This window comes from Nocardia cyriacigeorgica NBRC 100375, assembly GCF_000308555.1.
GTDB classification, from domain to species: domain Bacteria; phylum Actinomycetota; class Actinomycetes; order Mycobacteriales; family Mycobacteriaceae; genus Nocardia; species Nocardia cyriacigeorgica.
Map to the genome: position 1 here is coordinate 1 of NZ_BAFY01000052.1, position 14,670 is coordinate 14,670.

Here is a 14,670-nt window from a genome sequence, read left to right on the forward strand (position 1 = left end):
AGTGGCGCGGTCACCACCAGCAATCCGTAGCCACGGCGCAGGAACGCACCGAGGATCAGGCCGAGACCGATCACGCCGAGCGCGACCGCGGCGATCCGGCCCGGCGTCATCCACTCCACTCCGGACGCGGCCGCCGCGCCCGCGCCCGCCGCGGCGAGTATCGCCAGGCCGAGCACCACCGGTGTGAGGCGGGAACGCGGCTTCTTCGGCTCCGGCGCGACCACGGTGCGCGCGGGCGAAGGCTCGGGCAGGTCCCAGGCCAGCGGTGCCACACCGAGCGGATCCCAGGACGGCGGGGTCACGCCTGCGGTGTGCAGGGTGCTCGGACCCGGCTGCACGGCCTTGGTGAGCTGCGGTTTCGCCGGTTCGACCGGTCCGGCAGCGGCAGAACCGGTGGAGCCGGGCTCGTCATCCGGCGATGCGGTGGCATCGTTCGGTGTGTGGGCTCCCGTGGCCGGAGTGGCATCGCCGGTGTGGAGGACCTCGGTGGTCTGTGTGCTCGCGAGGACCTCGGTGGGGCGATCGGTATTCAGCACGTCGGTCCGGTTCTCCTCGGGCTGCGCAGCCCGGGGCGCATCAGCGGCCTTGTCGAGCACCACCGGCTGGTCCGGGACGTACTGATCCGGCAGTTTCGTGTACGGCGTGTACGGGCCGTAGGTAGGTGTCGGGAACGGGGGAGCGCCGGTCCACAGCGGAGCCGTCTGCGGGAAGGCAGTACCCGGGTACCCGGTACCGGTGAGCCGGTCGCCGAATTCGGGGACGGGCGGCTGCGGGGTGCGCAGGTACAGCATCCACCAGCCCGCCAGCATGAACGCCAGCCCGATCACGCCGGACCCGCCGAGCCCGACGCCGATCGGCCCGACCGCGCTCACCGCGATGGCCAGCGCCACGATCAACACGATGGTCTTGGTCTGCGACTGGGAGCTGTGCCCCTTGCCGACCAGCGACTCGGCCGCCGAGGTCTCGTCGCCTTCCGCGCTGCACAGCAGCCAGGCCAGCAGATACAGCACGATCCCGGCCCCGCCGAAGATCGTCGACACCACGAACGCCACCCGCACCAGCACCGGATCGACGTGGTAGCGCTGCCCGAACCCGGCGGCCACGCCCGCGATCGGCCCGCGCCGCGGCAACCGCACCGGCCGCGTCCGCCACATCTGCTGAAGCTGCTCACCGAAGCTCGTCTTGGTCATGCCATTCAGCATCGGCCCCACCTCACCTCCCGCGCATCGGGGTTCACCCTGAAAATCCTCCTGAACCGCACGGACTCCGGATCGATACCGGCGATCTCAGGGTGTTTCCCGATGGCTGGGTGTCGGTGACGCGTGCCAGTATCGGGGGTATGTATCCGTCTGTTCCGGCGTTCGACGCGCGTGGGTTCGATGCTGCTCGCGGGGTGGCCGAGCCCGGGGAGCAGGCGCAGGGGCGGTTGGTGCGGCGCTCGGGTGGGCGGATCGTCGGCGGAGTGGCCGGCGGGATCGCCGATCATCTCGGGGTCGACGTGTTCAAGGTGCGGATGGCGTTCGTGTTGCTGTCCGCGCTGGCGGGGGCGGGGATCGTCGCGTATGCGATGTTGTGGATCTTCACCCCTGGCGGCGCCGACGATGTGCGGCCGTCCGGCCAGGAGCGGCGCCAGGCCATCGGGCTCGCGCTGCTCGGGTTCGGGTTGTCGGTGGCGATGTCGGCGCTGTTCAGCGGGACGGCGGCACGGATCATCGTCCCGTTGATCGCGGTCGCGGTGGGCGCGGCGCTGGTGTGGCGCGAATACGACGCGGACGGACCGCGGTCGCTGCTCGGCCTGCCTGCGAAGCCGTCGATGGTGACGTGGTCACGCATCGTCGCCGGTATCACCTTGATCGTGGCGGGGCTGGCGGTGGTGGTGCTGGCCGGTATCGATATCGGATCGCTCGGCTCGGCGCTGTTGGCGGTCGCGGTCACGCTGCTCGGGGCCGGGCTGCTGTCGGTGCCGCTGTGGCTGCGGATGATGCGGGCGTTGAACGCCGAACGCGCCGCCCGCATCCGCAACGAGGAACGCGAGGAGATCGCCTCCCATCTGCACGATTCGGTATTGCAGACGCTCGCGCTGATCCAGCGTCAGGCCGACGACCCGCACGAGGTGGTGCGGTTGGCGCGCAGCCAGGAACGCGAACTGCGCCGGTGGTTGTTCGAGGACACCGCGCCCGCCCACTCGAGTCTGGCCGTGGCGCTGCGCACCATTGCCGGTGAGGTGGAAGACCAGCACGGGGTGAAGGTGACGCCGGTGACCGTCGGCGACGTATCGATGGATCTCGCCGACACCGGGTCCGGCCTGCCCAAGGAACATTTCACCGCGGTGCTCGGCGCGGCGCGGGAGGCGCTGGTGAATGCCGCCAAACACGCGGACGTGCCCGTCATCGATCTGTTCGCCGAGACCGAACCCCACCAGGTGAGCGTGTTCGTGCGCGATCGCGGAGTCGGCTTCGATGTGGACGCGGTGCCCTCGGATCGTCAGGGGCTGGCCAAATCCATTCGCGGCCGGGTGGAGCGGCGCGGCGGACAGGTGGAGATCGTGTCCAGCCCGGGGCGCGGCACGGAGGTGCGGATCATCATGCCGCGCACCGATTCCGGGGCCGAGACCGACTCCGGGACCGAGGAGGAAGCCGGCGCCGGAACTCGGGCGGACGACACCGCCGATGTGGTTGTCGAGCAGCCGCTGACCCGGCCGAGCGGGTCCGCGGTTCGCGCCGAGCAGCGCTGACCGCTGCCTCCGGTGTGGTACCGATGGAACTGTCGCGGGCGACCGGGACGCAGTGGTGACGGCGGATAGGGCTGTCCGGTGAAGGAGAAGTAGGTGGCGGTGAAGGTCTTTCTCGTCGACGATCACGCCGTGTTCCGTTCCGGGGTGCGAGCGGAGTTGAGCCGGGAAACCGATATGGAGGTGGTCGGCGAGGCCGGTGGGGTGGCCGAGGCCGTCGCCGGGATCAACAGCACCCGCCCCGATGTGGTGCTACTGGACGTACACATGCCCGACGGCGGCGGTGTCGCGGTGCTGTCCGGGATCGAGGACGGTCCGGTATGCCTGGCGCTGAGCGTGTCCGATGCCGCGGAGGACGTCATCGCGGTGATCCGGGCGGGGGCGCGTGGCTACGTCACCAAGACCATCTCCGGTGCCGAACTGGCCGACGGCATCCGCCGGGTCGCGGGCGGCGACGCGGTGTTCAGTCCACGGCTGGCCGGTTTCGTGCTCGATTCGTTCACCGGGAAATCTCCGGTGCCGGAACCGCCGCTGGATCCGGAACTGGATTCGCTGACCCCGCGTGAGCTGGAGGTGCTGCGGCTGCTCGCGCGCGGCTACACCTACCGCGAAATCGCCGAAACCCTGTTCATCTCGGTGAAAACCGTGGAGACCCACGCCTCCAACGTGCTGCGCAAAACCCAGCAGTCCAACCGCAACGCGCTGACCCGCTGGGCGCACCGCAGGCGGATCGATTAGTTTTGCGCCGCCTGCGGCGTCGCGGGTTCGCGGCCCCTGGCGAGACGGGCCGCGAACTTGGGGGCTCGGTCTCGCTTCGCTCGAAAGATGATGTGTGACCCGCCGTTGCCCTTGATAGGGCTCGGGGGCGGTGGCGACTACAGCAGCGCGACGATGACGGCGATGATGATGACCAACCCGATCAGCATGCCGATCGCGATGGCCAGCGGCGCGTTGCTCGACTGCGGCAGCTTCTTGGCGCCGAGCTGTGGTTGAGCGGGGGCGACGGGGGCGGGCGCGGGCTGGGTGCGGCGCGGCAGCGGGGTGGACAGCGGGCTGCGCAGGCCCGACGCCGAATTGCGGGCCGCCCATGCCGGGATGGTGCCGTCCTCGGTGCGCACCGGAGCGCCGATGATGTAGGGCGCGGTGCCGGGACCGAAGGCAGCGGTGAGGATTTCGTCCCTGGCCTCGGCCATGGTCGGGCGACGCTGCGGCGCCGGTTCCATCATGTGCAGCAGCGCCTGGGTGAGCACACCGCTGCGGCTGGGCGGGATGATCTGCGCCATGGCCGCGCGCTCGACGATGGCGTCGCTGTCGTCGTCGAAGCCGAACGGCGGCTGGCCCTCGATGGCGGTGTAGAGGGTGGCGCCGAGGGAGAACACGTCGCTGGCCTCGGTCGGGCGGGCGCCGCGGGCCACCTCCGGCGGCAGGTAAGCGGGGGTGCCGGTGATGACGCCGTCGGGTTCGTCGGCGGCCTCGCCCGAACCGCGTGAGATGCCGAAGTCGCTGAGCTTGGCCATGCCGACGCCGGGCCCGCGGTCGGCGACGAGGATATTGCCCGGTTTGATGTCGCGGTGCACGATGCCGACGGCATGTGCGGCGGCCAGCGCGTCGGCGACCTGGGCGCCGATCTGCGCGACCTCGATCGGCGGCAGCGTATCGAACAGTCCGAGCGCCTTGGCCACGCTGCGCGAGGGTAGATGCTCCATCACCAGCCAGGGCTCACCGGCCTCGAGCACCACGTCGTAGACCGCGATGGCATGTTCATGGGAGAGCTTGGCCGCGACCCGGCCCTCATGGATGATCTGCTCGCGGATCCGGTTCGCCTCGTCCTCGTCGAGCCCGGCGGTGGACAGCACCTGCTTGATGGCGACGTCGCGGTTCAGCAGCCGATCGGTCGCGAGCCAGACCGCGCCCATACCGCCGCCACCGAGTTTCGATTGCAGGCGGTAGCGGCCGGCCACCAGATAGTCCGGGCCGACGATGGGACGGGGACGATCGATCATGGTGCGAGACTAGCCGAATTCCGTGGTAGCTGGCCGGATTCGGACCGGGAGTTCGCGGTCGTGACGGTGGTCACGGCGGCCGCCGGCCGAGCGGCCGCGGTGCGCGCTCGACAGATCTCAGGGGCGGGTTTCTACTCGACGGCATTCGAACGTATATTCGAGACAGATCGATAGCTGGATCGGTGCTGAACCGTCGAGGAACCGGGTTGCTTCGGCGGATGGGCGCCGCGAGGTGCGCGTGGCGTGAGGTTGGCCGGACCGGTCGGAGCCGGATCGGCCGAGCCCGGGCGGTGCGTCGGACGGGTTCCGGCCCAGTCGGCCGGAGCAGCAGTCCCCGTGGAGGTAGGTGAGTGATGGGTTCGGATTCGCGGGAACCGGGGCGTGCGACGGCGCAGGAGCTGGCGGAGCTGCGGCGCAAGATCGCGGCGGTGCCGGGGCGCGGCGAATCCGCTGCCGCCCGATTGCCCACCTCGGAGGAGGTACGCAGGCAAACGCTGCCCGTACCGCCGGCGCTGGCCGAGCTCCTGCCCGACGGTGGTCTGATCACGGGGTCGGTGGTGGCGTATGCGGGCGCGGGGTCGCTGCTGGCGGGTCTGCTGGCCGCGGTCACCGCCGGCGGCGGGCATGCGGCGGTGGTTGGTATGCCGAAACTCGGCTTGCTCGCGGCGGCGGAGATGGGGGCGCAGCTCGGGCGCATCGCCGTCGTCGCCGATCCTGGCCCGGATGCGCTGGAGGTGGCCGCGGTGTTGCTCGACGGCCTCGATCTGGTCCTGCTCGACCTCGGCGGCGTCGCCGTCGCCCCGGCCCGGGCCAAGGTCATCGCCGCGCGGGCCAGGAACAAGGGCGCCGTCCTGGTCGTCACCGGCGGGCGCTGGCCCGCCCCGTCGCTGCGGCTCGGCACCCGGGTGGCGGCCTATACCGGGCTCGGCCTCGGCCGCGGCAGGCTCGATTCGATCTCCCTCGACGTCGAGGTGGCGGGCCGGTCCTCGGCGCCGCGCACCGGCGGTATCACGCTGCGGCAGCACGAGGGCCGGATGGAATGGATGCCCCGCGAAACCCTCGCGGCTACAGGCGAACCCAGCGATGTCCGGGACGCCGCCTCATGAGGGCCGCCGGACGGGCCGCGCGCAGCTGGATGCCGCGCAGGACTTCGGCGGCGGAGTCGCGGAAAGAGCACGCGGCCCGCGACGGTGATCCACCATGACCCGCCCCGCCCGGGTCCTCGCGGTGTGGTGCCCGGATTGGCCCGCGGTCGCGGCGGCGGCACTGGGGAAGGTGCCCGCCAGCCGGCCGGTCGCGGTGTTGTCGGCCAACAAGGTGGTGGCGTGTTCGGCGACCGCGCGGGCCGATGGGGTGCGGCGCGGGCTGCGTCGGCGGGAGGCACAGGCCCGTTGTCCCGAGCTCTACATCGCCAAGGCCGATCCGGATCGGGACGCGCGGTTGTTCGAGCCGGTGGTGGCCGCGGTCGACGCCGCGGTCCCCGGAGTGGAGGTACTGCGGCCGGGACTGCTGGTCCTCGGCGTGCGCGGCGCGGCCCGGTTCTTCGGCTCCGAGGAGGCGGCGGCCGAACGACTCGTCGATGTGGTGGCCGCGGCCGGCGCCGAGGCCCAGATCGGGATCGCCGACGAGGTGTCCACCGCGGTGCTCGCCGCACGTCGCGACACCATCGTGGCGCCGGGCGCCGGCGCGGATTTCCTGGCGCCGCTGCCGATCGGTGAGCTGGCCGTCGAACCGGCGCTGGCCGCACCCGAACGGGTCGAGCTGGTGGATCTGCTGCACCGGCTCGGGCTGCGCCGCGTCGGCGATTTCGCCGCGCTCACCGCGGCCCAGGTCGGCTCCCGGTTCGGCGCCGACGCGATCGCGGCGCACCGCTGCGCCCGCGCCCTGCCCGAACGTCCGCCGTCCGCGCGCACCCCGCCGCGCGATCTGGCAGTGGAGTTGCACTGCGATCCGCCGATCGACCGCGTCGACGCCGCCGCCTTCGCCGGGCGCATGCTCGCCACCCGCGCCCACGCCGCGCTCTCGGCCGCGGCGGTGGCCTGCACCAGGCTCGCGGTCTCCGCCGAGACCGCCGCGGGGGAGCAGCTCACCCGTGTCTGGCGCTGCGCCGAACCGCTGACTGCCGACGGCGTCGCGGACCGGGTGCGCTGGCAGCTGGACGGCTGGCTCACCCACCGCGACACCGGTGGTTCCGGCGGGCCCACCGCCGCGATCACCCTGCTGCGGCTGGAACCGGTCGAAGTGATCCCGGCCGCCGCGCTTCAGCTCGGCCTGTGGGGCGACGCCGGCGGCACCGACGCACGGGCGATGCGCGCCCTGGTCCGGGTGCAGGGTCTGCTCGGCGGTGCGGCGGTGCAGGTCGGGGTGCTCAGCGGCGGGCGTGGCCCCGCGGAACGGATCACCATGGTCGCGCTCGGCGACGAACAGGTGCCCGCCGCCGACCCCGCGCTGCCGTGGCCGGGCAGGCTGCCCGAACCGGCGCCCGCGGTGCTCATGATGAACCGGCCCCGGGTCGAGCTGGAATCGGCGGGCGGTGCCCCGGTGCACGTCACCGAGCGCGGGCTGTTCAGCGCGACTCCCGCGCGTTTGCGCTGGGGCGGCAAGCAGTGGGAGCTGACCGCGTGGGCCGGCCCGTGGCCGATGGACGAGCTCTGGTGGTCCACCGGCTCCGCGCCCACCGCCCGCGTGCAGGTCGAACTACCCGGCCCGCACAGTCTGCTGCTCATCACCCGCGAGGGCCGCTGGCATGTGGAAGGGCTCTACGAATGAGCGCCGGCCTGCCCGTGTGTGCCAGATCATCGACTTCGCCCAGGTGATCGCCGGTACTCTCGACAATCGTGGATTTGACGACGGCCAGGGTCGCGCTCGGCGACGTGCTGATCGCCTACCGGGACTCCGGGGCGGTCGCCGTCGACGACGTCCCGGTGGTGCTCGTGCACGGCATGGGCGGCGACGGCCACACCTGGGACCGGTTCGCCCGTGACCTCGTGCGGGCCGGTCGCCGCGTCATCATCCCCGATCTGCGTGGCCACGGCCGCAGCGCGCACAGCGAGTCGTATCTGTTCGGCGAGTTCGGCGCCGACGTGCTGCGCTTGTGCGATCACCTGGGCCTGGACCGGGTGGACCTGGTCGGGCATTCGCTCGGCGGCTACGCGGTGTCCTGTGTGGCGCAGGAACGGCCGAGCCTGGTGCGCCGCCTGGTCATGGAGGAATGCCCGCTGCCGCTGCGTTCCGGTACCGAAGAACTGACGCTCACCCGCCGGTTGCCGTCCCTGCCCGAACTGTGGCACGCCACCTCCAGCCTGGTGCGTCACCCGCGCGCCGTGCTGGCCTTCGACCGGTCGATGACGCGCACCGCGCTCGAACAGTTCCGCAAACCGCATCCGGAATGGTGGGAGCGGCTCACCGAGATCAGCGCGCCGACGCTGGTGCTGCGCGGCGGGCCGGGCGGCATGGTCGATCCGGAGAAACTCGAGGTCATGCGCACCTCGATCCCCGACTGCTCGGTCACCGCCTTCACCTGCGGGCACAGTATCCACCGCGATCGCTATCGCGAATTCGCCGCCGCCGTACTGCCTTTCCTCGGCCACTGATCCGTCGGCCGGTCGCCGTGAGCTTCCGGCGCAGGGTTCACCAATGCGTGCCGGGGACCCAGCGCGCGGCACGGCGCAGGGCGGCGCCGGTGGCCTTGCGGGCCGCCGAGCGGGGGCGGGGTTCATGCGGCGGGGCGAGGGTGGCGGCGGGCTCGGCGGTGTCGTCCTGTTCGCCGCGGGCCGCGGGGGAGTCGGGCAGTGCGCGGTAGTAGCGGTGCAGGATGCGGTCGCGCAGTTTGGGGGTGATGATGCCGCCGTATTCGGCGAGGGTGCCGAGGGGGACGTCGATCCGTTTGGGGCGTTCGCTGAGTGCGCGAACGATGGTGGCAGCGGCCCATTCCGGCGATTCGGACGGGCCCTGATTACCGCTCGGGGCGATCATCGGGGTGCGCACCAGCGGCATGTGGATGGTGGTGAAGGTGACCCCGTCGGCCAGCGTCTCCACCGCGGCCACCTCGGTGAACTTGTCCAGCGCCGCCTTGCTGGCCAGATAGGCCGCGAAACGGGGCGTGGCGACCTGCACGCCCGCGCTGCTGATGTTGACGATGTGACCGAACTTGCGCTCCCGCATCTGCGGCAGCAGTGCCAGCGTCATCCGCAGGGCGCCGAAGTAGTTGACGGCCATGGTGCGTTCGAAATCGTGCAGCCGGTCGGTGGAGCGGTGGATGGCACGCCGGATGGAACGGCCGGCGTTGTTCACCAGCATGTCGACGTATCCGTGCTCGTCGAGGATCGCCTTGACCGCCTGATCCACCGATTCGGAATCGGTGACGTCGCATTGGTATCCGTACGCGCTGCCCCCGGCCGCGCGGATCTCTTCGACCACGGCCGCGAGCTCCTCGCCACGGCGGGCCAGCAGCAACACCACCGCGCCCTTGTCGGCGACGGCGATGGCGGCGGCCCGGCCGATGCCGGAGGAGGCGCCGGTGATCACGACATGGCGGCCGGTGAGGTCGCGGTTGCGCTGATTGCGCCGGATCTTCTCACGGGCGGCGTCGTCGGCTGAGGTCATCGCTGCTCCTTTGCAGGTCTGTCGGCACCGAACTTACTCTCAAGTAAGTTCACTGCCAAGTGGTTTACGTCACAGCTGAAGAACATCGGCGCCGCGGATTCGAACACTCGAAATTGTTCGAACATATGTGCGATACTGAGCCCATGACGGACGATCGGATGGCGGATATCTATGCCGCGGTGCGGCTCGGCGGTGTTGATCAGCAGGCAGCGCGAAGCGCGCTACACAGGCTGTGGGAGGAGATCGGCGAACACGGGGATCCGCTGCACCGCTGCGTGATCGCCCACCATCTGGCCGATGTGGTGGATACGGCCGAGGAGGCGCTGCTGTGGGATCAGCGAGCGCTCGCGGCGGTGTTCGCGCCGGGCAGCCCGCTCGATGAGGGCATGCGCGGTTTCCTGCCCTCGCTGTATCTGAACCTGGCCGACAGTCACCGCCGCGTCGGCGATTTCGATTCCGCCCGTATGCAATTGGCGCTGGCCAAAGGGCACCTCGAGGTCCTCGCCAACGATGCCTACGGCCAAGTGATCCGCACCGGGCTCGACCATGTGGCAGGCGCGCTAGACGCCGGCTCCACCGAGCGGCTCAAGGCGAGCTGACCGGCATCCGGTGAGGTGGAGGCCACGCCATGGGCTGGAGTAACGGGCCACCGAGTTGGTCGGAGCTGGAGCGGGTGCTGTCCGGTCGGCCGGGCAGGCACGACCCGGAGTCGATGTACCCGGGCGACGGCGGCGACAGCCCGGCGTGGTCGCGTAAACGCGGTGAATATCTCGCCGACGGCGGTGACTTCCGCCCCCTCGGCCCGGTGGTGCCCTACGCCGAACTGCACGCGCATTCGGCCTACAGCTTCCTCGACGGCGCGAGCCATCCGGAGGAGCTGGTCGAGGAGGCGGCCCGGCTCGGCCTGGAGGCCATCGCCCTCACCGACCACAACGGGTTCTACGGCGTGGTCCGCTTCTACGAAGCGGCACGGGAATGGGGTCTCGCCACCGTCTACGGCGCCGAATTGACCCTCACCGCGACGCATACCGGCTCTTCTCCCGCACCGTCGGTGGCGGGTTCGCCCGACTCCGCGCCGCGCACAGGGGAACCCGATCCACCGGGAACGCATCTGCTGGTGCTGGCCAGGGGGCAGGAGGGATATCGGCGGCTGTCGCGGGAGATCGCGGCGGCGCATATGGCCGCGGGGGAGAAGGGGATTCTGCGCTACGACCTCGATGCCCTCACCGCGGCGGCGGGCGGGCACTGGCAGATCCTGACCGGATGCCGCAAGGGGCAGCTACGCCAAGCGCTGGAACAGGATCTGCGCACGGGTGGGCCGCCGGTGCGCGCCGAGGCGGCGTTGCGCGATCTGGTCGAACGCTTCGGTGCCGAACGGGTGAGCGTGGAGCTCACCCATCACGGCCTGCCCGCCGACGATGAACGCAACGCTCACCTGATCGCGCTGGCCGATCGGCTCGGGCTACCCGTCGTCGCCACCACCGGCGCGCATTTCGCCTCCCCGGCGCAACGGCATCGCGCCATGGCGCTGGCCGCGATCCGGTCCAGGGGCAGTCTCGACGAGATGGCCGGCTGGCTGGCCCCCACCGGCGGCGCGCATCTGCGTTCGGGGGCGGAGATGGCGCGGTTGTTCGCCGACTGCCCACAGGCCATCGCCAACGCCGTCGCCCTCGCCCGCGAATGCGCCTTCGACCTGAAGTTGATCGCGGCGGAGCTGCCGCCGTTCCCGGTGCCGGAGGGCCACGACGAGAACTCCTGGCTGCGGCATCTCACGTTGAAGGGGGCCGCCGAACGCTACGGGACGCCGCAGGAGAATCCCGCCGCCTACCGCCAGATCGAGCACGAGCTCGCGGTGATCACCGGCATGAAGTTCCCCGGTTACTTCCTGGTGGTGCACGACATCGTCATGTTCTGCAAGAACAACGGCATCCTGTGCCAGGGCCGGGGATCGGCGGCCAATTCCGCGGTCTGCTACGCCATCGGCATCACCAATGTCGATCCGGTACGCAACAACCTGCTGTTCGAACGGTTCCTCTCGCCCGCGCGCGACGGGCCGCCCGATATCGACATCGATATCGAATCCGATCGCCGCGAGGAGGCGATTCAGCACGTCTACAACGCCTACGGCCGTGAATACGCCGCCCAGGTGGCGAATGTGATCACCTATCGCGGCAAATCGGCGGTCCGCGACGCCGCCCGCGCGCTCGGTTTCTCGACCGGTCAGCAGGACGCGTGGAGCAAACAGGTCAGCCGCTGGACAGGCGTCGGCGCCGAAACCGGCACCGATATCCCGGACAAGGTGCTGGAACTGGCGGCCGACATCGAAGGACTGCCCCGTCATCTCGGTATCCATTCCGGTGGCATGGTGATCTGCGATCGCCCCATTGCCGACGTCTGCCCGGTGGAATGGGCGCGTATGCCCGGCCGCAGCGTATTGCAGTGGGACAAGGACGATTGCGCCGCCGCCGGGCTGGTGAAATTCGATCTGCTCGGCCTCGGCATGCTCTCGGCGTTGCACTACATGATCGATCTGGTGCGTGAACACGAAGGCGTCACCGTCGAGCTGCACAAACTCGACCTGGCCGAAACCGCCGTGTACGAGATGCTGTCGAAGGCCGATTCGATCGGGGTGTTCCAGGTGGAGTCGCGGGCCCAGATGGCGACGCTGCCCCGGCTGAAACCGCGTGAGTTCTACGACCTGGTGGTCGAGGTGGCGCTGATTCGGCCCGGCCCGATCCAGGGCGGTTCGGTGCACCCGTATATTCGCCGCCGCAACAAGCAGGAGAAGTGGGATTACGACCACCCCTCGCTGAAAAAGACTCTGGAACGTACCTATGGTGTGCCGCTGTTCCAGGAACAGCTCATGCAGATAGCCGTCGACGTCGCCGGTTTCACCGCGGCCGAAGCCGATCAATTGCGTCGCGCCATGGGGTCCAAACGCTCACCCGAACGGATGGAGCGGCTCAAGGCGCGGCTCTATCAGGGCATGCGCGACCTGCACGGCATCACCGGTGAGGTCGCCGACCGCATCTACGAAAAGCTGTACGCCTTCGCGAATTTCGGATTCCCGGAAAGCCATTCGCAGAGTTTCGCCGCGCTGGTGTTCTATTCGGCGTGGTTCAAGCTGCATCACCCGGCCGCCTTCTGCGCCGGTCTGCTACGCGCCCAGCCGATGGGCTTCTACTCGCCGCAGTCGCTGGTGGCCGACGCGCGCAGGCACGGCGTGGTGGTGCACGGGCCCGATATCAACGCCAGCCGCGCCGAACCCACCCTCGAACAGCGCGGCACCCAGGTGCGGCTCGGGTTGGCGGCGGTCCGCTATATCGGTGACGAGCTCGCCGAGAAGATCGTCGCCGCCCGCGAGGAGAGCGGCCCTTATACCTCGCTGCTCGACCTGACCGGCCGCGTGGAACTCACTGTCCGCCAGGCGGAGTCGCTGGCGACGGCGGGCGCGCTGAACAGCATCACCACCGCGACACCGACCCGGGCATCGACGGCACCGGCTCGGCCGCCGGGGACCCCGGCGGCCCAGAAGCCGACGCCGGACACCGCGCTGCCCGGCGAGCGCAGCAACCTGCGGCGCACGGCGCTGTGGGCGGCAGGCGCAGCGGCCGGTGAACGGCCGGATCGCTTACCCGGCATGGTCGCCGCCACCACCGCCCCCTCGCTACCCGGAATGAGCGCGCTGGAACTGGCCGCTGCCGACGTCTGGGCCACCGGTATCTCGCCCGAGAGCTATCCCACCGAATTCCTGCGCGCCGAACTCGACGCGATGGGCGTGATTCCGGCCGACCGGCTGCTGTCGGTGCCCGACGGTTCCCGGGTGCTGGTCGGCGGCGCCGTCACCCACCGGCAGCGCCCGGCCACCGCCGCCGGTGTCACCTTCCTGAACCTGGAAGACGAAACCGGCATGGTCAATATCGTCTGCTCGGTCGGCCTGTGGACCCGCTATCGCAGACTCGCGCAGACCGCACGGGCGTTGATCATTCGCGGCCGGATCCAGAACGCCGAGGGCGCGGTGAGTGTGTACGCCGAACAGTTGCGGCAGCTGGATCTGCGGATGGCGGCCAAGTCCCGCGACTTCCGGTGAACGAGAAGCGTGTCGAGCCCAAGACAAGCCGCTACGCTGCGTCCATGCGCAAGCTCGCGGTGTTGTTGATCGCCCTGCTCGGCCTGGCCCTGCTCGTCGGCGGCTGCGGCGATGACGACGACGGCGAGTCGGCCGCCGGCGGCCACACGCCCACCGTCGCCGACATGCCCGGGCCCGCCGCGACACCGGGCTTCCGCGAACAGGCCCCGGCCCGGGAGCAGGACACCGGCGGGGAGGTGAACGCCGACCGCAAGGAAGTGATCACCGGGCAGGTCGAACTCGTCTCCGCCGATCCCATCGACGCGGCGGGCAAGGTGACAGCGCAGGTCACCGCGTTGCGGGGCCGCGTCGACAGTCGCACCGAACGCCCAGGCACCGACGACAACGTCCCCAGCGCCCGGCTCACCGTCCGGATCCCGGCCGAGCACACCGACGACTTCGTCGCCGGGCTCGGCGATATCGGCGACGTCACCGAGGTGAGCACCAACCGCGACGACGTCACGATGCAGTGGCAGGACCTCGACGCCAGGATCAAGGCCTTACAAGCCTCTGTCGACCGGCTGCGTGTGCTGATGGCCGAGGCCACCAACACCGCCGATCTGCTCGCCGCCGAACAGGCGCTGTCGAGCCGCCAGGCCGAACTCGACAGTCTCACGGGGCAGAAACGCCTGCTCGACGATCAGATCGCGTTGTCGACGTTGACCATCGAAATCTCCAGTACCCGTACCGAACCCGAGGAAGGGCCGACCAACTTCTGGGACGGCATCGTCGCCGGATGGGACTCGCTGGTCGATTGGTTGAAGGACGCGGTGGTCTTCCTCGGCAAGGCCGTACCGTGGATCGGTTTCCTCGTCGTCATCGGCGCGGTTGTCTGGGTGATCGTGCGGCTCGCCCGCCGGCCCCGCCGCGCAAAGGCCGCCGCCTCTACCGCCCCCGAGACGCGGGCGATGCCGTCGGCTGCCGGGAAGCCCGTCGAGGCAGGCAAAGACACTGGCGCAACGGGAGAATCGCGTGCCGACCGTTCGGGCGACGATCACACCGAACAGCCGTAAGGGCCCGCTGGTCGAAATCCTCGACGACGGCACCCTGCGGCTCTACGTCCGCGCGCCCGCCGTCGAAGGCAAGGCGAACAAGGCCGCGATCGAGCTGCTCGCCGCGCATTTCGGTGTGCCCAAGAGCGCGGTCCGCCTCGCTGCCGGCGCTACCTCGCGCTTCAAACGCTTCGAGATCGACGCTTGAAC

The 14,670-nt window shown here is 70.3% G+C and carries 12 protein-coding genes; 9 read left to right on the top strand and 3 right to left on the bottom strand.

What is annotated here, in order from left to right; genetic code table 11:
- Nucleotides 1-1,190: PspC domain-containing protein (locus RJ05_RS04670; RefSeq protein WP_036533659.1), on the bottom strand; the 1,190-nt coding region annotated here is incomplete at its 3' end.
- Nucleotides 1,191-1,339: 149 nt separating this feature from the next.
- On the opposite strand from RJ05_RS04670, the gene RJ05_RS04675 reads away from it, so the two are divergent.
- Nucleotides 1,340-2,734 carry a PspC domain-containing protein gene (locus RJ05_RS04675; RefSeq protein ID WP_228790368.1) on the top strand — a complete coding sequence of 465 codons (1,395 nt, stop codon included), beginning with the start codon at nt 1,340-1,342 and terminating at the stop codon, nt 2,732-2,734.
- Nucleotides 2,735-2,833: 99 nt separating this feature from the next.
- Nucleotides 2,834-3,469: a response regulator gene (locus RJ05_RS04680; protein ID WP_036533661.1), complete on the top strand. Its 636-nt coding sequence runs from the start codon at nt 2,834-2,836 to the stop codon at nt 3,467-3,469.
- Nucleotides 3,470-3,606: 137 nt separating this feature from the next.
- Here RJ05_RS04680 and RJ05_RS04685 read toward each other — a convergent pair whose 3' ends face one another.
- On the bottom strand, nt 3,607-4,734 hold the full coding sequence (locus tag RJ05_RS04685) for a serine/threonine-protein kinase (RefSeq protein ID WP_036533489.1): 1,128 nt from the start codon (nt 4,732-4,734) through the stop codon (nt 3,607-3,609).
- Between the two features lie 353 nt (nt 4,735-5,087).
- Here RJ05_RS04685 and imuA' point away from each other — a divergent pair, with 353 nt between their 5' ends.
- The 3 genes from imuA' (at nt 5,088) to RJ05_RS04700 (ending at nt 8,327) form a co-directional block, all read left to right on the top strand.
- Entirely contained in the window at nt 5,088-5,840 is a 753-nt protein-coding gene (gene imuA' / locus RJ05_RS04690; protein WP_036533491.1) for a DnaE2-dependent mutagenesis accessory factor ImuA', read from the top strand.
- Nucleotides 5,841-5,934: 94 nt separating this feature from the next.
- Complete coding sequence (locus RJ05_RS04695; protein WP_036533493.1) at nt 5,935-7,503, top strand: DNA polymerase Y family protein; 1,569 nt, start codon at nt 5,935-5,937, stop codon at nt 7,501-7,503.
- Between the two features lie 68 nt (nt 7,504-7,571).
- A complete protein-coding gene (locus tag RJ05_RS04700; RefSeq protein ID WP_051016252.1) occupies nt 7,572-8,327 on the top strand; it encodes an alpha/beta fold hydrolase in 756 nt (251 codons plus the stop codon).
- A 37-nt stretch (nt 8,328-8,364) separates the two neighbouring features.
- Here RJ05_RS04700 and RJ05_RS04705 read toward each other — a convergent pair whose 3' ends face one another.
- A complete protein-coding gene (locus tag RJ05_RS04705; protein ID WP_036533495.1) occupies nt 8,365-9,339 on the bottom strand; it encodes an SDR family NAD(P)-dependent oxidoreductase in 975 nt (324 codons plus the stop codon).
- Between the two features lie 143 nt (nt 9,340-9,482).
- Between RJ05_RS04705 and RJ05_RS04710 the strand changes: the two genes are divergently transcribed.
- Genes RJ05_RS04710 through RJ05_RS04725 form a run of 4 tightly spaced genes read left to right on the top strand, consistent with a single transcriptional unit; the run spans nt 9,483 to nt 14,668 of the window.
- Nucleotides 9,483-9,938 carry a hypothetical protein gene (locus RJ05_RS04710; RefSeq protein ID WP_036533497.1) on the top strand — a complete coding sequence of 152 codons (456 nt, stop codon included), beginning with the start codon at nt 9,483-9,485 and terminating at the stop codon, nt 9,936-9,938.
- A gap of 29 nt (nt 9,939-9,967) precedes the next feature.
- The gene (locus RJ05_RS04715) at nt 9,968-13,429 is read left to right on the top strand and encodes an error-prone DNA polymerase (RefSeq protein WP_036533499.1); all 3,462 of its coding nucleotides are present in this window, start codon (nt 9,968-9,970) and stop codon (nt 13,427-13,429) included.
- Nucleotides 13,430-13,473: 44 nt separating this feature from the next.
- Entirely contained in the window at nt 13,474-14,481 is a 1,008-nt protein-coding gene (locus RJ05_RS04720; protein ID WP_228790366.1) for a DUF4349 domain-containing protein, read from the top strand.
- Nucleotides 14,441-14,668, top strand: coding sequence for a DUF167 domain-containing protein (locus tag RJ05_RS04725; RefSeq protein WP_036533501.1), 228 nt, complete (start codon nt 14,441-14,443; stop codon nt 14,666-14,668). The genes RJ05_RS04720 and RJ05_RS04725 overlap by 41 nt, the downstream gene beginning before the upstream one ends.
- The last annotated feature ends 2 nt before the right edge of the window (nt 14,669-14,670 follow it).